At 42.2% G+C, this 19,099-nt stretch carries 18 protein-coding genes; 5 read left to right on the top strand and 13 right to left on the bottom strand.

Annotated elements, in window-relative coordinates:
* Positions 1-51 precede the first annotated feature (51 nt).
* Both JEY82_RS06125 and JEY82_RS06120 read left to right on the top strand, forming a co-directional pair.
* Positions 52-2,202 carry a Tex family protein gene (locus tag JEY82_RS06125; RefSeq protein WP_304083816.1) on the top strand — a complete coding sequence of 717 codons (2,151 nt, stop codon included), beginning with the start codon at positions 52-54 and terminating at the stop codon, positions 2,200-2,202.
* Between the two features lie 108 nt (positions 2,203-2,310).
* Complete coding sequence (locus JEY82_RS06120; RefSeq protein WP_304083813.1) at positions 2,311-2,703, top strand: response regulator; 393 nt, start codon at positions 2,311-2,313, stop codon at positions 2,701-2,703.
* 19 nt (positions 2,704-2,722) lie between these two features.
* On the opposite strand, the gene JEY82_RS06115 is transcribed toward JEY82_RS06120, so the two are convergent.
* The 4 genes from JEY82_RS06115 to cbiQ all read right to left on the bottom strand — a co-directional run bounded on the left by JEY82_RS06115 (position 2,723) and on the right by cbiQ (position 5,170).
* Positions 2,723-3,058 (bottom strand): restriction endonuclease, encoded by a 336-nt coding sequence (locus JEY82_RS06115; RefSeq protein ID WP_304083811.1) that lies wholly within the window; start codon positions 3,056-3,058, stop codon positions 2,723-2,725.
* Positions 3,059-3,278: 220 nt separating this feature from the next.
* Complete coding sequence (locus JEY82_RS06110) at positions 3,279-3,671, bottom strand: 3D domain-containing protein (protein WP_304083809.1); 393 nt, start codon at positions 3,669-3,671, stop codon at positions 3,279-3,281.
* 27 nt (positions 3,672-3,698) lie between these two features.
* Complete coding sequence (locus tag JEY82_RS06105) at positions 3,699-4,400, bottom strand: energy-coupling factor ABC transporter ATP-binding protein (RefSeq protein WP_304083807.1); 702 nt, start codon at positions 4,398-4,400, stop codon at positions 3,699-3,701.
* Positions 4,397-5,170: a cobalt ECF transporter T component CbiQ gene (gene cbiQ / locus JEY82_RS06100; RefSeq protein WP_304083804.1), complete on the bottom strand. Its 774-nt coding sequence runs from the start codon at positions 5,168-5,170 to the stop codon at positions 4,397-4,399. Before cbiQ ends, JEY82_RS06105 begins: the two co-directional genes overlap by 4 nt.
* Positions 5,171-5,304: 134 nt before the next feature.
* On the opposite strand from cbiQ, the gene JEY82_RS06095 reads away from it, so the two are divergent.
* Positions 5,305-6,039, top strand: a complete 735-nt coding sequence (locus JEY82_RS06095; RefSeq protein WP_304083801.1) for a methyltransferase domain-containing protein — start codon at positions 5,305-5,307, stop codon at positions 6,037-6,039.
* Between the two features lie 92 nt (positions 6,040-6,131).
* Positions 6,132-6,653: a shikimate kinase gene (locus tag JEY82_RS06090; RefSeq protein ID WP_304083798.1), complete on the top strand. Its 522-nt coding sequence runs from the start codon at positions 6,132-6,134 to the stop codon at positions 6,651-6,653.
* Positions 6,654-6,662: 9 nt separating this feature from the next.
* Here the strand turns inward: JEY82_RS06090 and JEY82_RS06085 are convergent, their stop codons facing one another.
* From JEY82_RS06085 to JEY82_RS06045, 9 genes are all read right to left on the bottom strand, one after another.
* Entirely contained in the window at positions 6,663-7,448 is a 786-nt protein-coding gene (locus JEY82_RS06085; protein WP_304083794.1) for a dimethylarginine dimethylaminohydrolase family protein, read from the bottom strand.
* Between the two features lie 171 nt (positions 7,449-7,619).
* Positions 7,620-9,182, bottom strand: a complete 1,563-nt coding sequence (locus tag JEY82_RS06080) for a hydantoinase B/oxoprolinase family protein (protein WP_304083791.1) — start codon at positions 9,180-9,182, stop codon at positions 7,620-7,622.
* Between the two features lie 18 nt (positions 9,183-9,200).
* Entirely contained in the window at positions 9,201-11,171 is a 1,971-nt protein-coding gene (locus tag JEY82_RS06075) for a hydantoinase/oxoprolinase family protein (protein ID WP_304083788.1), read from the bottom strand.
* 340 nt (positions 11,172-11,511) lie between these two features.
* Positions 11,512-12,321, bottom strand: a complete 810-nt coding sequence (locus tag JEY82_RS06070; protein ID WP_304083786.1) for a sugar phosphate isomerase/epimerase — start codon at positions 12,319-12,321, stop codon at positions 11,512-11,514.
* 43 nt (positions 12,322-12,364) lie between these two features.
* Entirely contained in the window at positions 12,365-14,026 is a 1,662-nt protein-coding gene (locus JEY82_RS06065; RefSeq protein ID WP_304083783.1) for a M99 family carboxypeptidase catalytic domain-containing protein, read from the bottom strand.
* A 46-nt stretch (positions 14,027-14,072) separates the two neighbouring features.
* Positions 14,073-14,777 carry a hypothetical protein gene (locus JEY82_RS06060; RefSeq protein ID WP_092162698.1) on the bottom strand — a complete coding sequence of 235 codons (705 nt, stop codon included), beginning with the start codon at positions 14,775-14,777 and terminating at the stop codon, positions 14,073-14,075.
* A complete protein-coding gene (locus tag JEY82_RS06055) occupies positions 14,777-15,958 on the bottom strand; it encodes a L,D-transpeptidase family protein (protein ID WP_304083781.1) in 1,182 nt (393 codons plus the stop codon). Before JEY82_RS06055 ends, JEY82_RS06060 begins: the two co-directional genes overlap by 1 nt.
* Positions 15,959-16,282: 324 nt before the next feature.
* Entirely contained in the window at positions 16,283-17,578 is a 1,296-nt protein-coding gene (gene purB, locus JEY82_RS06050) for an adenylosuccinate lyase (protein WP_304083778.1), read from the bottom strand.
* Positions 17,579-17,748: 170 nt separating this feature from the next.
* Positions 17,749-18,039, bottom strand: coding sequence for a zinc ribbon domain-containing protein (locus JEY82_RS06045; RefSeq protein WP_304083776.1), 291 nt, complete (start codon positions 18,037-18,039; stop codon positions 17,749-17,751).
* A gap of 547 nt (positions 18,040-18,586) precedes the next feature.
* Here JEY82_RS06045 and JEY82_RS06040 point away from each other — a divergent pair.
* A complete protein-coding gene (locus JEY82_RS06040; RefSeq protein WP_092162714.1) occupies positions 18,587-19,093 on the top strand; it encodes a hypothetical protein in 507 nt (168 codons plus the stop codon).
* Positions 19,094-19,099: the final 6 nt, after the last annotated feature.

Genomic DNA, 19,099 nt, shown 5'->3' with positions numbered 1-19,099 from the left:
GACTGATTCTGTATCAATACTCAATATAAACAACTAAAAACGGCTAAATAAATGACCACTGCTAATATATCTCGCATCGCTTCCGAACTGAATCTACCTGTTAAAAATGTACAAGCGGCTGCCTCTCTTCTCGAGGAAGGCGCTACTATCCCATTCATCTCCCGCTACCGTAAAGAGGCTACGGGCAGTATGGATGAAGTCGCAGTTGAGGCTGTCAGCGATCTTCTAGGTAAGCTTAATGAACTTGATAAAAGACGTGAAACCGTTCTTAATTCGATTGAAGAGCAAGGAAAGCTTACTGACGAGTTACGCAGTAAAATTAATGCAGCCAAGAGTATGCGGCAATTAGAAGATTTGTATATGCCTTACAAGCCCAAGCGTAAAACAAAAGGGCAGGCTGCTATTGAAAAAGGTCTTGAACCTCTCGCTGTTAAAGTTTTTGCGCAAAAATGTGATCCCGAAAAAGAAGCGGAAAGCTACATATCCGCCGAGAAAGGGGTTGAAAGCATTGAAGACGCATTAGCCGGAGCACGGGACATAATAGCTGAACGAATAGCCGAAAATATGGGATTGCGACAATCTATACGTTCTCTTTTTGAAAGCAAGGCTACACTTGAATCCCACGCTACGAAGATAGCACTTGCGGCTGAATCAGCAGATAAAGCTTCCAAATTCAGAGACTGGTTTAACTGGCACGAACCTGCACGAAAGGCGGCTGGACACAGAATCCTTGCCATGCTTCGCGGTGAAAGAGACAAATTTTTAAAAGTATCCTTCCGTCCCCCCGAAGAAGAAGGGTTTGATACCCTTAGCCGCAATATTGTAAAGTCTACTTCTGCTGCATCAAAACAGGTGGAAAAAGCCGCTGTCGACAGCTATAAACGATTGCTTGCTCCGCAGATGGAGACAGAGCTTCGTTCCAATCTTCTGGAAAAAGCTGAAACCGAGGCCATCAAAGTTTTTGCCTCAAATCTTAAAGAAATATTGATCGCCCCTCCGCTCGGCAGTAAAAATATTCTTGCTCTCGATCCCGGATTCAGAACAGGCGCAAAGCTTGTCTGTCTGGATGCACAGGGCGGTCTTAAGCACAACGATACAATCTACCCCGTGACTTCAGAAGGCAAAAAGAAAGAGGCGGGTGAAAAAGTTGTAGCTCTTGTTAAAAAATATTCCATCGAAGCAATCGCCATAGGCAACGGCACAGCAGGACGCGAAACTGAGCAATTCATCAAAGGGCTGGATCTACCTGAATCTCTACCGATCATAATGGTTAACGAATCCGGTGCATCCGTATATTCAGCCTCGCCCATAGCGCGTGAAGAATTTCCTGATTATGATATCACAGTGCGCGGCGCGGTATCCATCGGACGCAGACTTATGGACCCGCTGGCTGAACTGGTTAAAATTGATCCTAAATCCATCGGGGTCGGACAGTATCAGCATGATGTTGATCAGAAAAAGCTGGCTGAAAGTCTCACCAGAGTTGTTGAATCCAGCGTAAATATGGTCGGGGTTGAATTAAACACTGCCAGCGCCAAACTTCTGGAATCAGTTTCCGGACTCGGCGCAACCATTGCCGCGAATATTATCAAATGGAGAAACGAGAACGGACCTTTTGCTTCCCGCAAGGCTCTTATGAAAGTCCCGAGACTCGGACCTAAGGCTTATGAACAATGCGCCGGATTCCTGCGCATCAGAAATGCTGAAAACCCACTTGATGAAACCGCCGTTCACCCTGAACGATATAAGACTGTCGCGCTTATGGCTAAAGATCTTGATGCCAGCGTATCCGACCTTATAACATCACCGGAACTCAGAAAACAGATCAATCTTGAAAAATATATCTCGGACGATCTGGGACTGCCAACTCTCGAAGACATTCTGAAAGAACTTGAAAAACCGGGCCGCGATCCACGCAAGCAATTCGAACTTGTCCAGTTTGATGATGACGTAAAAGAAGTTCAAGATCTCAAAGAAGGCATGATGCTGAATGGCATTATTACTAATGTAACAAACTTCGGAGCTTTTGTTGATGTGGGAGTACATCAGGATGGACTAGTGCATATCAGCAGATTAACCGATGACTTCGTGCGCAACCCTTCCGATGTAGTCTACCCCGGTCAGGCCGTTCTGGTTAAAGTCATGGAAGTAGATCTCGCACGTAAAAGAATAGCCCTGTCCATGAAAGAATCAGACAGATAAACTAAAAACAATCACAGCTAGACCCAGTCTGCGGCGTGTGCTATATAACCTGCACGCATCTTTAAAACACTGTTAACAATTTTTAACAGGAACTGCCGGAGGCTGGGTATGAAATTTCTCATTGCAGACGACAATGAATTACACCGTGAGCTCATTACAAAAACAATACAGAATCACGGTAAATGTCATATTGTCAGTGATGGAAATGAAGCGGTTAAAGCTTTCACAGATTCTTTAAAAAAAAATGATTTTTTCAGCGCTATTTTTATAAAATCTAAAATAGGCTCAATGGACGGACCGCATGCTTTGCGTAAGATAAGAGAAATAGAACAAAAAGAAGGTTTAGAATTAAGCAAAGAAATTCCAATAATCATGACCGTTCTGGATGACGAAGAACAGATATCGGAAACATATCTGCGAGGAAACTCAACAAGCTTTATAATTAAGCCTCTCACTAAAGACAAGATTGTGGAAGAAATGACTCTTTTCGGCCTGCTTTAACAGACAACAGCTTGCCCGCCTACATACCTGGTAGCATCAGATGATTTTTCTCAACCTGCCTTTTTCTCCTTCTCTTAATCGTTCTGGGATGAACCCCGAACCGGTAAGGACGGAGAACACATTCCTTTTCAGGACATGCTCGAATAGCCTGCCTGTCTCCCACAGTGCAAGCAAGACAATGCCTTCTTATTGTACGCAGACAAACTCGCTCAGCTTCATCGGACTTAGGTCCTCTGAGCCGATAAAGTGCGCAACTCTCGTCCAGACATTCTCTGACAAGCTGAGAACTTCCACCCATGCACCACAAACAGTGTGCTCGAATGCTCTGCTGAGGATTTCTTTTACGCTCGCTCAAGTAAGGCTCCATGAATCATACGGTTAGTAATGTGAAAAAAATCAAAAATTCGTCGCGAAGCTCATCCTTACGTAAATCATCTGAAAAAATAAAGAGGTTGAGAGAGGATTCAAAAAGTATTTCTTGATTAATTAAGCCTATGCTACTTTTTCATATAAAAAACGTGCTCCGCAACCGGAACACGCTTCATATTCTAACGTTATCTGAAAAAATATTCTCGTTAACTTTTGATGTTTTCCCATTCAATAGTAACTTCCCTTTTGCCCCAATCCTTCGCGGCTTTGGTATCAAGTCCCATGTATATATCTATCTTATCAGTCCAGCGCTTATTCATTTTATCTTTAACTAAATACTTGCCTTCGAGACCTTCAATTTTAACAGCCGTTCCGCGAACCAATCCTTTTTTAATCAAATCCCTTGAAACTGCAATAGCCTTCATACCCGGTTTCAGTTCATCGCCCCACGCACCGATAAAAGGAGTAGAAGAAGTTTGCGCAACATGTGAAGTATATGCGGTTGCAGCAACTTTCATAGTTACTTTTTTACCATCGGAACAACCGGATACAAACAAAAAAGCTACAGCAACTAATAGCAACAATTTAAACTTGGACATACATTTCTCCCTTAAATAAAACTAAAACTACACCTTGCACTTCATATAACTCTTATCTTTGCTGAATACCGATGCTTCCTTAAGTACGGCACCATCATGACAAGAATATTCCAGACTGGTAACTTTCTTCAAAAAATTAAGATCATGCGAAACAACTAGCATAGCAACATCCAGCGAACATAATATATCAGCAAGCCTGTCCCGCATCGAAGGATCAAGATCATTTGTCGGTTCATCGAGCACCAAAGCTTCAGGCTGCATGGCAAGAACCGTCGCAAGCGATACCAGTTTCTTTTCACCGCCGGACAAACGATAAGCTACTCTTTCTTCATACCCCGAAAGACCAAGCAGGCAAAGCACATATTTTGCAATTTCGCGCGCTTCGTCCGGACTTTTACCCAAATTTAAGGGACCGAATGCAACGTCTTCAATAACTGTAGGACAAAAAAGCTGATCATCCGCCTGCTGAAAAAGAAGCCCCACACCTTTGCGCAGTTCTCTGAAATTTTTCTCGCTTTTCATTTCGCGATCTTTAAAAAGAACCTGCCCCGATGTAGGCTTCAACAGCCCCATAATAATATGAAGCATAGTTGTTTTACCGCTTCCGTTATGTCCGGTAAGCGCAACTTTTTCGCCGCTGTGCAAATCAAAATTTACGCCCTTTAAAACTTCGTTCCCGCCAGGGTAGACAAAATTTATGTCACGCAAAGAAAAAATCTGATAACTCACCAAAACACCTCAACTTTATACAGCTCAAAAACAATAGAAGCACATGCAAATAGAACGGTCATCCCCAAAAGACACCAATCAGAAGCCCTGACTTGAAAAACATTAAGAGTATAAAATTTTCCGGTAAATCCCCGGCAAAGCATTGCCTGCCATACAACCTGCGCCCTGTCCCAGCTTCGCACCAGTAGCATCCCCAGAAGCCATGCATAGGTGCGGTAAGTCCTCATGCTGTTACGCGGGGCAAAACCGCGCATAATGGCAGCGCGCTTCATCTTGTCATACTCTTCACCCATGACGTGCACATATCGCCATGTGAATAAAAACAGTCGACAAAGTTTATCTGGAAACTTCACAGACTGCATACCTGCCCCCATCAACTGCACAGGCATGGTTGAAATAAGTGATGTGACCGCCAGAACAATCCCGTTCGATTTCAAGGTGATAACTGCGGCATATAAGATGCCCTCGGCAGTAGCTGTGAAAGGTCCCACATAAAAAACAGGATCGCCGGGACGGGAGAAAGGTAGAAACAGCCACAGGAAAAAAATAAATCCGTTCACATAAAGCAAACGTTTCATAAGGCTGAACATGGGCAGACGGGCAGAAAATACGAAAAGAATACCGGAGATAAAAACCATTATCGCAGCAGGAATCGTCATAACCAATGCCCCGACAAGGGAAAAAAGCAATGCACAAATAACCCGGAATCCGGGATGAGAAGCATGAATTAAAGATTCACCTGAAACAAAAGGTTCACTGATATGTTGCAAAAAACATCTCCTGATTAGGGAATTTGGAGTAGCACGCATTAAAAAACCATGCAATCCGAATCAGGTTCTTGAGTTACTATTGCAATACAGTTATACCCAGAATCGAAAATTAAACAGAACAAGAGGCAACTGCCTTGAGTTCTATTAAAAAAGCACGCACCTCAGCTAAAAAACAGAGATTATATATGACTCCAAATGCCGAAATTAAAAAAATTGTAGAAGAAGTGGGACAGGACATAATCTGGAGACCTCTTTACGACTTTGAAAGAAACAAACTGAGCGGAGGAGTCGGGCATGATATTGACGGGATAGACCCTGAATTTACTGAGCTTGATTTCACAGGAAAAACAGTATGCGATCTAGGGTGCAACCTTGGACATTTCACTTTCTATGCACACGAGCGAGGCGCAAAAGAAGTCGTGGGTTACGATATGGAACCCAAGGTTATTAAGGGAGCAAAAAAACTCGCTGCTCTCTATAATATTGAAAATGTAGAATTTGAAACATGCAACTTCGCTTCCGAACCGGCTACGCGCACTTTTGATATGGGTATGCTTATCGACATTCTCGGCAAGATTAATATTTCAAATGGCTTTTTAATCCCCATACTCAAAGGGCTTGAAAGTAGAAGCAAGTCAGAAATGCTTTTAACTTTCCGCCCGTTGTATCTGGTGAAAAGACATTTCGGCATGTCTGAAGACGAATTTCTGAAACTGTACCCGCAGGCACAAATCAAAAACGGATTTTTCAGTCTGCTTGATTTCGCACAAAACTTTTTTGCCGAAAAATGGAAGGTAACTTATCTGTCAAAAGAACTTCCTGATGACGAACAATACAAACGCACGGTACATTTCATCCGTAAAGCGTAACCCCTTAAATAGAATATCAGTCTTGCCGCGCCTAAGTGAAATGATTAGTCAGTTGCGAGCAAACAAAAATAATCCGCATCAGGAGCCATACCATGACAACACCAAATGAAATGATCGATATTGAATACCAAATAGGTGAGCCTAAAAGGGAAAAAGTTCTTTTTTCCGGAAAGGATAAAGACATAGTTATAGGCGGTCGAGAATCTGGAAACGTTTTCATTTTTTCGCTGAATGATGACCTGAGAAAATCCATAGCGGCGGATATTGCTAAAAAACTGGGCAGAGAAGTTGTTATCATTAAAAGAAATGACGGGAATCCTGCCATCATAGAAGCGGCTGCTAAAGACAACCAGATTGTAAGTCTTCCCCGCGGAGCCGCTCTTTCAGAAAAAAATCGTAATCTCCTGAAAGATAACGGAAAAGTACTCTACATCATGTCTGATTTCCTAACCTTGCTAAACGCTTCAGACAGATCAGAAGATGCACGCGAACAAATCTCTCTCATGCTCAACAGATTTGAGCCGAGCTTTATGAACGCAGCGCATCACATTGTCCGTTCAGATCAAAGTTATGAAGAAATTTTACAGGACGCTCTTGTAAAAATAGTGCTCTAACCTTTCAGGCTACCAACGCAACGAGAGGCAGGTCAGTCCACCGTCCATCTTTCTGAATTCCGACATATCAATATAGTCGGGACTGAACCCGTTTTTATCAAGCATTTCAGCTGAGGCAGGGAAACCTGCCGGGGCCAGCAAGCAATTACCCATATATAAGCAATTGGCGGCATATTCCTCTCCAGTGGGAACAACCATCCTTCTATACCCTGAGAACTCATCCCGCATGGAAAAACGGTTGCTCATAATAAGAGTTTCATCATCCAGAGTGGACAATTCAGTCTTAAGATGCGGCATTCCGTTATCAAACGGAACAGGAACACATTTATAACCGAATTTACGAGCAACTTTTTCAAACTGCTCAAATCCGGCATAATTAGTACGCGAATCTATACCCACAAAAAAAATATTCCCCATGAGCAGGATATCACCGCCCTCCATGAGTCCGTCCCCTTCCATCTGAAAAATTTCATCAGCTGTCGACGCGAGAACAGGCTTAATCCTTTCCACTTCTCCGCGACGGGACTTCGCCCCCGGACAAGTCAAAAAGGCCGCAACTCCGCCATCTATAGGTATCATTACAGCCGTATCTTCGACAAAAACCGAATCAGGAAAATCCTCCACCGCATCAAGAACCGTCACCGCAATTCCTTTGCTCTCGAAATATTTTATATAATTCCGGTGCTGAACATGAGTAAGTTCCATATCAGGACAACCGAGTCCTGCCTCGGTCAAACCATGTCCCAAATTATGAGCCGGAGTTCTGACTATCGCTTTACTAAATATATTTTTCATTTTTTTTTAGGCCTCCGGCGGCACGAGAACCTTTTTGAAAAAAGGGTCTCGTGGCTCTCCCAAAACTTTTATTAAGTTAGTAACAAGGTTGCACCTTAATATTTTTATCATTTATTTTCAAAGCTGTATTATCAACTAACTCCATAAATTTATAATAAAACTCACTAAAATCTACTTCCCCCAGCCGCCTCCGCCCGGAGTTTCTATGCGTATAATATCGCCCTTTTTGAGCGGCGTGTGAAACTTACCGGGCTTCTCGATTTCCTTACCAGCACTAATGAGAACATTGCGACCAGGCGTACCGTTTCCGCCACCTTGCAAACCGTACGGAGCATTCGTTCTGCGCTCGGAAAGTACTGTTATTTCACAACTCGATAATAATTCAATCTCACGCACAAGACCGTCACCACCGGGGAACTGCCCCTTTCCGCCAGTGTTTTTACGCACGCAGTAAGTCTTTACGCGAAACGGATAGCTATACTCAAGAGCTTCCACGGGTGTATTAAGTGTATTGGTCATGTGTGAATGGACCGCATGCTCACCTCGACAGGATACGGAACCGCCCATACCTCCGGCTAGTGTCTCGTAATAGGCAAAAGGTTTGCCCGTGCGTTCATCCATACCGCCGATGGTCATGTTGTTCATCGTTCCCTGACTGGCAGCGGGAATTCTCTGCGGAATGGCTTCTGCCAGCGCACCTAAAACAACATCCACAACCCGCTGGGAAGTTTCGACATTGCCGCCTGCGACTGCGGCAGGGAAATTTGCATCAAGAATAGAACCTTTGCGAGTGATTATTTCGAGAGGACGAAGAATACCCGCGTTGGTTGGTACGTCCCCTTCTATAAGTGAACGAAAAACATAAAGCACTGCCGAAAGCGTAATTGAGCGGACAGCATTAACGCTGCCTGTGACCTGATCACCGGAAGCTGTGAAATCAAGCTTTGCCGTATCTCCCTTCACTTCTAAAATCACACTGATGGGCACATTAAAGCAATCCATGCCATCGCCGTCCATGTAATCAGTAAATTTGTAAACACCGTCAGGAATGAATTCAATTGTGTGGCGTGTAATTTTTTCAGCATAATCATTAAGACTTGCTGCATAAAAATCGACAGTCTCAAGCCCGTATTTTGAAATAAGCTCGTTCAACCTGCGTACGCCTGTAATATTTGCCATGATTTGCGCGGAAAAATCACCCTCACGCTCATCAGGAGTGCGTACATTGTTTAAAATTAAAGCCATCACGGATTTAACGATTTCACCCTTCTCAACAATCTTAATAGGTGGAATGATGATTCCTTCCTGATAAAGTGTAGTGGAAAGGGGCATAGAACCACTCGCCATACCACCCACATCAGAATGATGGGCACGGTTAGCAACATAAAAATCAGGGTTATCTGAACCGCTGAAAAAGACAGGAGCTACGAGAGTTATGTCGGGCAGATGAGTTCCGCCTTTGAACGGATCATTAAGCATAACCATGTCGCCTTCAGTAAACGTGACATTATCTATGGCACTTTTAACCGAAAGAGGCATGGAACCTAAATGAACAGGAATATGGGCCGCCTGTGCGATCATATCGCCTTTGCTGTCAAAAACCGCGCAGGAAAGATCACGTCTTTCTTTTATATTGGGAGAAAAAGCAGTTCTTGTGAGCGTTACACCCATTTCTTCGGAAATTGCCGCAAACCTGTTTTTAAACACCTCTAGGAGGATTGGATTCACATTCATTTTTATATACCTCCCGGATTACTCAATATCAAAAATTAGATTGCCGTAAGCATCAACTTCACCTTTTGCGAAAGGCGGAATAACTAAAGTGGAGCTGTATTCAATAATGATTGCAGGCCCATCAATCTTGTTACCGGGCAGAAGCTTCTCTCTATCCAGAATGCGGGTTTTCATAAATATAGAATCAAAAACCGTTTCGGTTGTCCCTATTACAGCATCATCCGGCATCTTCGCTGTAAGTTCAGCGGCTTCAGGGAATTCCGGTTTAGTCGGCATTCCCCTCGTTCTAAGCCTGATGTTGACTATTTCTACGGTTTTAGCATCATTACGATAGCCGTAATTATGTTCGTGAAGCTGGGAGAATTCTTCAATCCAGTCAACGTCAAAAGGCACAATTATCTCAAAAGACTGCCCTTGATAGCGCATATCCAAAAATCGTTCGACAGTTATATCCTGCGATGCGAACCCTTCATCTTCAAGTGCCGCACGCCCCTGATCTTCAAGTGGAGCAAACAAATTCTCAAGATCATCCGCAGTGGTATTATGTTGATTACGCATAACCGTCAGCGAGTAATCCTTTATCACATCAGCCATAACCATGCCTACGGCTGAAAGAATACCTGGATTATTCGGAATAAACAGCTTCGGAATCGACAGCATCTTTGCAAGAAAAGCACAATGCATTCCACCCGCTCCGCCGAATGCAAACATGGTAAATTCACGAGGATCGTAACCGCGTTCAACTGAAATAACTCTGATCGCGCGTTCCATATTAGTGTTGGCGATATCAAGAATTCCTTCCGCAAGTTCAACGGGACTGAGACCAGCCTCCGCAGCCATTCTTTCCATTGCACCATTCAACTTATCAGTCTTAAGCGACATTTCGCCGCCTAGAAAACGGTCGGGGATAAGTCTTCCGAGATATAAATTGGCATCTGTAACCGTAATTTCACTGCCCTTACCATAACAGATAGGACCGGGATCAGCTCCGGCACTTTCAGGCCCGACAGTCAGCGAACCTCCGGCATCAATACGGGCAATAGAACCGCCTCCTGCGCCGACCGTGTGGATGTCGATCATGGGAACTTTAACAGGATAATCTTCTATCGCAGATTCAAGAGTCAAAGGCAGTTCACCGTTTATGAGTGCAACATCAGACGAAGTGCCCCCCATATCAAAGGTAATAAGCTTATGATACCCAGCCATTTTACCTATGACATGTGCGCCGACAGCTCCCCCGGCAGGGCCGGACAAGATCGTCCTTACGGACTCATTCATAGCCGTTTCAGCTGAGATCGACCCGCCGTTACTCTGCATAATCCGTAATGAATATCCATCAAGAAAATCTTGAAGCAACGTTAGGTAACGGGTCATTTTCGGTGAAACATACGCGTTAATAACCGTAGTTGATGTGCGTTCAAATTCACGAAACTCTGCTAAAATTTCATGCGAAACCGAAACAGGAATATCAATTTCAGAAAGTAAAGAACGCATTCTGTTCTCATGTTCTGGATTTAAATATGAAAAAAGAAGACAGATTGCGACAGATTCAACGTCTGAACCCTTGATTATTTTAAGAATATTTTGAACATTATCTTCAGAAAAAGACTCTACTTCATTTCCATTATGATCAATTCTTCCTGTAATCCCGAATCTTAATTCAGGCGGAACAATATGCGGTTTCTTACAAAATGACAGATTATAAAGTTCCGAACGATTCTGGCGCCCTATCTGAACTATATCTTCAAATCCTTCATTACTAATAAGGGCAGTCTTAACGCCTTTGCGTTCAAGTATTGCATTTGTTGCGACAGTTGATCCATGCACAACCTGCACGCGGCGGTCACCTGCAATATACTTAAGACCATTAATTACAGATTCAGAAGGGTCGTGAGGAGTTGAAAGACGCTTATGTACGCCCCATGAATTGCCATCTTTATAGATAAAATCTGTGAAAGTTCCGCCTGTATCAACGCCTACGATTAACACTCTTCTTCCTCCGGCATATTTAAAACAAATATTATCAACACAACTAACCATATTTATTATACAAAGAATACAGTTAAAAGATTTACAACTTTAACCAAACACAGACCGAATTAATATGTTTTATTTTCGTACAAATCATTGTATACGACCTCATTAATTATAAATATAGCCACTAAAAGTCTGATATTTACAAGCTATCAGCAATAATTTATTGAGTATAATTGATGGTATTCTAAAACTAATTTCCATGTAAGTTTGATGGAATACCTACCTAAAAAAAGGTTCCCGGACAGATTGTCCGGGAACCTTTTTTGTATTTTAAAAGAATCTATAATTAATACTAAAGCAATTGGGGAATTATTTTTTCCTGAAAATATTTCAGGCTTAGTTCGAAATCGTCACGATTATGAGGTTCAAGAGTCATTGAAGGCAAAGGGTCTAACTCTTTCACACGGGAAATAATATGTTCCCAGTCCATAGTTCCATACCCCAAGGCGAGATGCTCATCTTTAACGCCATTATTATCATGCAGATGTAAGTGTTTGATATATGGTGCAAAGGAATCAAACCAGAAATCAAAATCTTTCTTCTCCGATCCCTTAGAAAAAGAATGCCAATGCCCTGCATCAAAACATATACCCACATTATCGCGGTCCAAATCTTCCACAATTCGTAAAAGCGGACCGGGATCATACTCGTAAGTATTTTCGAGACAAAGCACAGGATGATCAGGCCATGAATCACTCAACTGCCTAATACCTTCCAAACAATTTTTATAGGACACTTCAAAAAGAGGCTCTTCAAGCCACGAAGTAAAGGAGGGATGCATCACCATCCTTTCCGGAGAAAATATTTTTGCGAGTTCGAAAGCTCCGCATAAAGTATCAATAGATGCCTGCCTGATAGCAGAATTTAGGCTGGCTGGTTTCAAATCCAGAAAAGGGAGATGTACGGTGCACTTAAGTCCCGCATTTGCAAGCCGATCACTGATAGATTGCAACCAGTCTTTGCTAACACATTCATTTCCAAAACAATCAAGCCCAAGTTCAGGCTGAATTGATTTCTCTATAAATAAATCTAAATACTCAGGCTGATTATAGATATATAAAAGAGGAAGATTAACATAACAATTTTCAGGTACAGCTTTCATATCATTACCCATATTTAACAGGTTAACATGCGGTTTTCTAAAATCAATCCAATGAAGTCTGTAACAGAGATGCCCCTCTGAAGATCATACCGCCGACAGGTTCAAATGTTGTTGAATGGCGAAGAGTTATCTTCACGTCTTTTCCAGGTTCAACATCAAAAGATTCACCCCATGAAATAGGAATACGATCAATGAAAGGTTGAATTTTATCAAGTTTTCCGTTGCTCCAAGCTTCATTAAGCACATAACGATCCGCAGGAACTTCACGGACAGCATCGCTTTCCCATTTTACAAGCATATCAGGGCCATGCGTGCGGCTGAACTCAAGAGCTTTTACTACACGCGGAAAAACTGAAAGGTAAAACTCTGCCCTGTGCTTACCCGGAGTCTCTCTGGCTATCCTATAGCGAGCTCCGCCATCATCACTTTTAAGCTTGTATTTATCCATAAAATTGGAAGGTTCTATAATAATTTCATGCCCGACATCCTGCCCGCTGTTAACCATCGTCGAGGCAACAAATCCTTTTAAATTAAGTACTTCTTCTCTATTGCTCCCGAGAACTCCTTCAATAATGAACTGATCCCCTTCCAAAACACTAAGAATGCCTGAAGCAGACACAAAATGAGGGTCACCGTTGAGCCAGCACAAAAAAACAGGACCGTGCGGTTCCGGTGAATTTTCATTTTGTCCGGTCCAGCGAACTTTGGTGGTTGTCATCTTACTACCGTCAAGGCTAACTTCAAGAGCGGGAAACGATGACAATGCCATGCGAGGCGCAGTCAAAAGATTAAGATTTGGACGGTCACTCGCATACACAGCTACAGCAGGCTCCAAAGCCAAATCAGTCATAACATCACTCTGACCGGAAGTGGAAACAGGACCGCCTCTCACAAGATTTACACTCTTCCCCGAGAGAGGACTGCCGTTGATCATTATTTTTAGGCCGGTATTTTTACCTTCGGCAGGAAATGAAAATTCTGGAATTTCAACTTCTAATCCAAATTCCTCAAGTAAATAAACAGTGGCCTTCAGTTGCTGACGAACTTTCCATTCAAGATCCATGATATCTTTGCTTACTTCGACAGCCATGGCCGGAATTCCACGTTCAACAAGAGCATAGCAAGTCAGGGATTTCAACATCTCAGGATAATGGGTAGCTTTATCAAAAGTATCGGTATTAAAAAGTGTAAACCAATATGATTTATTGGGAATTTTGGAATTAAGACTATCAATTGCACGCTGACACAAATCAGCAAGCGGAATATTTTTGTATACTGCCGCATCAATGATCATTGACTGACCATAACGCTTTGGATTTCTCATACTACTGATATATTTAGGATTATAGAAACCGCTACCTTCATGTAAATGGATAAAACCATCAGCATCATCGAGCAGGAAACGGATTGCCTTGGCAAGACGATCCTCATAAAAATTATTGTATTCTTTATCGAATCTTCTGTTGAGATCCACATTTATCTGGCGGGCGCGGCGAAGAATTGAAGGTTCATTTGCACGCGGAATAATAATCAAGTTACCCTTGCGAAGCTTACAGCGGGTCAGCAGCTGTCCTGTGAAAAATCCGGAAAGTTCATCCCCCTGAACTCCGCCCTGAACCATAATAGTCGGTCCGGGCTCATCTCCGAAAACCCATGTAACACGTAAGGGATACTGTGTTCCCTGAAAAAAAGTATAACTACGCACATGCTGAGCCTGTGCGGGGGACACTGCAAAAATTAGCGTAAAAAGGCTAATTAAAAATACGCGACAGAGGATATACTTCACTGAATATTAACTCATTATTAGTGGTGCTTATCATCAAACGAAGGCCGTACATGTCTTTTAAAGACATCCCGGAAGGCATTGCGAATCTTGTTCTGACAACTTTGAATCTTTGTATATGGAAAGACATATCATTAGAATTTGCCTTGATATGCTCCCCTTTGCCGTTACTCCCGATAAGCTCAACCTTTGCGGATCCGCTAAGCGAGGAGGAGGTTTGCAAATTATTCAGGTCAAAGCTCAACGCAAGACTCCCTCCTGAATAACGGAGTTTCACATTTTCAACTCCGGCGCGCATAAGATTTTTGTAAAAAAGTAATTTTTTTAGATCAGTAAGAGGAGCAGGTTCGACTTTCTTTTCTTCCACGGGTACGGAAGCTAAAAGAGATTGTACTTCATTGGGATCATAGGAATCTAAAATTTTATTTACATTTTCCAACCGCTCAAGCTGAACAGAAGCTTCATTAAGGGTTTTCTGCAATTCCAGCTTATCCTGACGAAGTTCCACATTTTGATTCCAAAATTTATATCCAGACCATGCCCCGACACTGGCGCACGCTGCCAATAAAACAATAAACCAAACAAAAACTCCCAGCCAGAACGGACTGAGCCTGTACCGTTTAACGGTATCATCATCCCGCATAAAAAGAACATTGTACTTGGTATTGCCCATTAGCGCCTGCTCCATTGTTCATCAACGATGCGCCATCCACCATTCACAGGACGAATGACTAATTTTTTACTTCCAAAATCGCTATAACCTGAAACATCAGAATACAATTGCTTGAAGGCAACTTCCAACCCATCAGGATGTTCTTTTAATCTCACTTTACTAATTTCAACAACGGAAGGCTTCTTTTCCGTCCATATGGATTTTTTGTGTTCTTTAATCGCATTAATTCCGCGTATATTTCCCTGCCTTGCATTAGAATCATACAAAACAGAATAGGGATCTAGATCAGCAGAAAGCCAGAAGGTTCTCCAATTATCGAGAAATCCGAGAACACTTTTTCTTTTTGATGCAATATATTCATCTGCAAAAGATTTGGAAGCAGGGCCATACTCCCGCCCCACAATTTTCCAAATTCCATCAATCTTCTGCCAATACAGTCTCTTAGCTGTAGAAGAAGAAAGACGGCCTGATCTATAATACTGATCAAACCAAGTAACCCAGTAATCAGGACCGGGCAGAGCTTTTAAGTTAAAAACTGAAACATCGATCCACGATGTATCGGAAAAAATTCTCTTTTTACGATTTTTAAAAAATTTGAAAGGTCTGCTTTCAGTTTTACTGAACAATTTATCTGAATAAGCTTCAAAAAAACCGTCATCTTTATTCGACCAGTCTGCAGCCCACTTATTAACCAGGGTCTTAAGTTCTGCAGATTCTACTACCTGCGTTCCCGTAGCATTTACCCACGAGACGGTCTCGCCAATAACAACCGGAGTGCCTGAACGTATCCGAGAATCAATAAAATTTATATCTGTATTTTCAAGAGCTACACAACCTTGGGTATCCATTGCTACTAACTGCTTGCCCCGCCCGTGTATCCATATTCCATACCCCGTTTTTCCATTAATACGATCAATCGGATTAGGAAAATCAAGAGGAAAAGCCAAATCTCCATACAATTCAAAATCTTTTAAGCCAGTTCGCTTACCTTTAGTAAAATATACGCCCTCAGGAGTTCGCATGTCTCCTTCAACTTTTTTATCACCGGCTTTTTTACCCGTAGCACAGTCAAAAGAAAGCTCAGCGTGCAAAGGACTTTTATGAACAAGAAGATGGAACTTCTGAGATTCTTTATCAACAGCAACGACCACCCCGGGAACAAGCGGAGTACTTTCCAGCACAGGCGTCCACCCCCCGGCAAGACAATAAGAGCTTAAGCTCGCACTGAATATAATAACTATAAAGAATAATCTTAAAAAATGCATCATACCAAAGCCAGGACTCCATCGTTCAGAATAACCGGAGTAAAAAGCAAGCATCATCCACACTCAACTCAAAATCATACTCACACCACTAAAAACATTGATTCACAACTTAAAGCAACTATAAATCAACACTTTTTTTGAAACACTAGCACGAAAAACTAAGACCTGCAAAAAAGATCACCCGGCTTTGCTGAAAGGTCAAAGCCGGGTGATATATTAATTTAAACCAACATGTTCAGGTTATTCACCGAAAACACGTTTAATAATAAAATCTTCATATCTAGTATAGTATCCAAGATCAAAAGCATCATCCAAAGCCCCGTCGGCCAGAACAGATTTAATGGTCTCATCCTTGCGAACTTCATCAGGGAAGGAAACTTTATTTTCCCAGCAATACATAGCAACCTTCTGCACCATTTCATAAGCTTTCTGTCTTTCAAGACCGGAATCTACAAGAGCAAGCAAAACTCGCTGTGAGTAGAAAAGCCCGTAAGAAGCCATCAGATTGCGATCCATATTATCGCCGTTGATTTTAAGTCTTTTGAGAACTCCGGTCATACGACCGAGAATATAATCTGCAAGAATAGTGGAATCAGGCATTATAACTCTTTCAACAGAGGAATGACTGATATCACGTTCATGCCACAAAGGCATGTTTTCCATTGCTACCAAACCGTTGGTACGCAGGAGACGGGAAAGTCCGCTGAGATTTTCAGCAGAAATAGGATTCTTCTTATGCGGCATGGCGGAAGAGCCTTTCTGTCCAGCGCTGAATCCCTCTTCAACTTCAAGAACTTCAGTGCGCTGTAAATGCCTTAGTTCTACGCCGAGACGCTCAATACCACCGCCAAGCAAGCCTAGAGCTGTAAAGAATGCGGCATGGCGGTCACGCTGAATAATCTGAGTGGAAATAGGATCGACATTCAAATTGAGCAATTCGCAGGTAATACTCTCAACTTCAGGATCAAGCATTGCGTAAGTTCCGACAGCTCCGGAAATTTTACCGACACTAACGCCTTCCACAGCCTTTTCAATACGCTCACGATGACGTGTAAATTCAGCATAAAAACCGGTCATTTTAAGACCGAAACTGGTAGGTTCTGCATGAATACCGTGCGTACGGCCCATGCACATTCTACCTTTATAAGTAAAAGCCATTTCTTTAAGAGTAGCCAGAAACTCATCAAGAGCTTTCAAGATCATATTCCCGGCACGATGGAGAAGAACTCCGTTGGCAGTATCAACAATATCAGAGGAAGTGCATCCTAAATGAATAAAGCGGGAAGAAGGTCCGACTTTTTCTTCTACAGCTGTAAGAAAAGCAATAACATCATGTTTTGTCTTTTCTTCAATCTCCAGAATACGGTCCAATTCAAAATCAGCTTTATCACGGATATTTTTAATATCTTCAGCCGGAATGCGTCCGAGCTTATGCCAAGCTTCACAGACAGCAACTTCAACTTCAAGCCATACCCTGAAGCGATTCTCCAGAGTCCATAACGCACTCATAGCAGGACGGGAATATCTTTCGATCATTTTCTTAATTCCGGTTTTTTTATTTTAAAAATATATTTAAAAAAAGGCCGACAGGCCCAGACTTTATTATAACTAACAGATTTAAACAATAACAGATGGATTAAGCAGATGTTATGAACCGCAGAACAAAAAACAAACGGCCCGGTATATACCGGGCCGTCAGGCCGTAATCAGCTTTTTGCTGCGCTGTCAGAACTAGTGGAAGTCGAGACTGAAGGCGCGGACGCACCTGAATCACTGCTCACAGATTTTGGACTGCCGGAGCTTCCGGCAACAGAATCAGTTTTACAGTATCCAGAAGAATACCATCCTCCGCCTTTAAGAACAAAAGTTGAATTAGAAAGAACCTTAGTAGCTAACCCGCCACAGACAGGACACTCTAACTCTTTGTCTTCAAAGTTTGTCTGCCACTCTTCAAAAATTTGCTGACAATCATGACATTGATATTCATAAATCGGCATAGTTCCCTCCATCTAAAAAAAAAAGGCACCCGCCATACCCCGAAAGGCAGGCGGACCTATCCCCGAAAAAAATGAGGGCATTACTAACCATCCCGGCTTAAGCCATTACAACTGGTACCAGGAAAAGAAAGCACTACTTAAATGTTTATTTTTTTGCTGCTTTTGCTTCAGCTATACGAGCTTTAACTCTTTTAGCTCTGCGATGACGTTTACGCTCAAGTTCTTTCTTCCGTTCGATCTTTTTATGTCCACCCATTTGGCATTCCTCCTAAATATAAGATTTCGCACTTGCCGCACGATTATATGCTGCAAAGAACGTGGTATTACCTCAAAAACATCAAGATTGTAAAGTGTTTGAACAAAACACACAACAACAATGTAACATCTTAAAATAAATACATTTTAAACCTAGAACCCGAAAAAAATTACTGAAAATTTATTTTTTGCAAAGCTTTGCCCCTTGACTACCCCCCCTATCATGAACATATACAGTTCACTTCGCTGCCAATATATATGGTCCAGCAAATAAATACTGCAAGGAGCCGCCATGAAAAATAAAGCGTTTGATAGAGCTGTCGATGATGTTTCAGAAGTCTTCATGTTCGATAACTGGATGAGATTTTATTTCATCTTCGAAGAAGGGAAAAAGCTGATCGTCAAAGTTCCACAAGATGTTGTGGACCAGATCGAAAAAGACTTTCCTACAATGCACGGATTAGTTGAACTCTTCAACAACGAAGAAATTGATCAGCAAAAATCTACTCAGAACGTCTGCGCTTTCATCGGAGCTCGCTTTGACGGAACTAAGTACTCTGACAAAATCGTTCCTAAAGTTTTTGATTCAAAAGAATTCAAAATTGAAACCTATCTCTTTAATCTCTGGATTAAAGGACACGAATCATATCTTGAAACTGAAGTTATGGGATTCGCTGACTGGAAAGAACTTTATGCAGGCTGGAAAGAACAGGATGAAGTTAAAGACTACATCTCCAGACTCAAAAACGCAGGAAGCGGAGCGGCTATCCAGCCTCCAACCTGCACAACTATTCAGTAGCTTTTT

Origin of the sequence: Maridesulfovibrio ferrireducens (assembly GCF_016342405.1) — a bacterium.
In the GTDB taxonomy this organism is placed as follows: Bacteria; Desulfobacterota; Desulfovibrionia; order Desulfovibrionales; family Desulfovibrionaceae; genus Maridesulfovibrio; species Maridesulfovibrio ferrireducens_A.
The sequence above is the reverse complement of the archived record's forward strand: the minus strand, read 5'-3'. Positions and strand labels throughout refer to the sequence as shown.

What these genes read in the sequence shown, in the direction of transcription:
- JEY82_RS06125 (WP_304083816.1), top strand. Translation starts at nt 52, where the DNA reads ATGACCACTGCTAATATATCTCGCATCGCTTCCGAACTGAATCTACCT.
- JEY82_RS06120 (WP_304083813.1), top strand. Translation starts at nt 2,311, where the DNA reads ATGAAATTTCTCATTGCAGACGACAATGAATTACACCGTGAGCTCATT.
- JEY82_RS06110 (WP_304083809.1), bottom strand. Translation starts at nt 3,671, where the DNA reads ATGTCCAAGTTTAAATTGTTGCTATTAGTTGCTGTAGCTTTTTTGTTT.
- JEY82_RS06090 (WP_304083798.1), top strand. Translation starts at nt 6,132, where the DNA reads ATGACAACACCAAATGAAATGATCGATATTGAATACCAAATAGGTGAG.
- JEY82_RS06085 (WP_304083794.1), bottom strand. Translation starts at nt 7,448, where the DNA reads ATGAAAAATATATTTAGTAAAGCGATAGTCAGAACTCCGGCTCATAAT.
- JEY82_RS06080 (WP_304083791.1), bottom strand. Translation starts at nt 9,182, where the DNA reads ATGAATGTGAATCCAATCCTCCTAGAGGTGTTTAAAAACAGGTTTGCG.
- JEY82_RS06070 (WP_304083786.1), bottom strand. Translation starts at nt 12,321, where the DNA reads ATGAAAGCTGTACCTGAAAATTGTTATGTTAATCTTCCTCTTTTATAT.
- JEY82_RS06060 (WP_092162698.1), bottom strand. Translation starts at nt 14,777, where the DNA reads ATGGGCAATACCAAGTACAATGTTCTTTTTATGCGGGATGATGATACC.
- purB (WP_304083778.1), bottom strand. Translation starts at nt 17,578, where the DNA reads ATGATCGAAAGATATTCCCGTCCTGCTATGAGTGCGTTATGGACTCTG.
- JEY82_RS06045 (WP_304083776.1), bottom strand. Translation starts at nt 18,039, where the DNA reads ATGCCGATTTATGAATATCAATGTCATGATTGTCAGCAAATTTTTGAA.
- JEY82_RS06040 (WP_092162714.1), top strand. Translation starts at nt 18,587, where the DNA reads ATGAAAAATAAAGCGTTTGATAGAGCTGTCGATGATGTTTCAGAAGTC.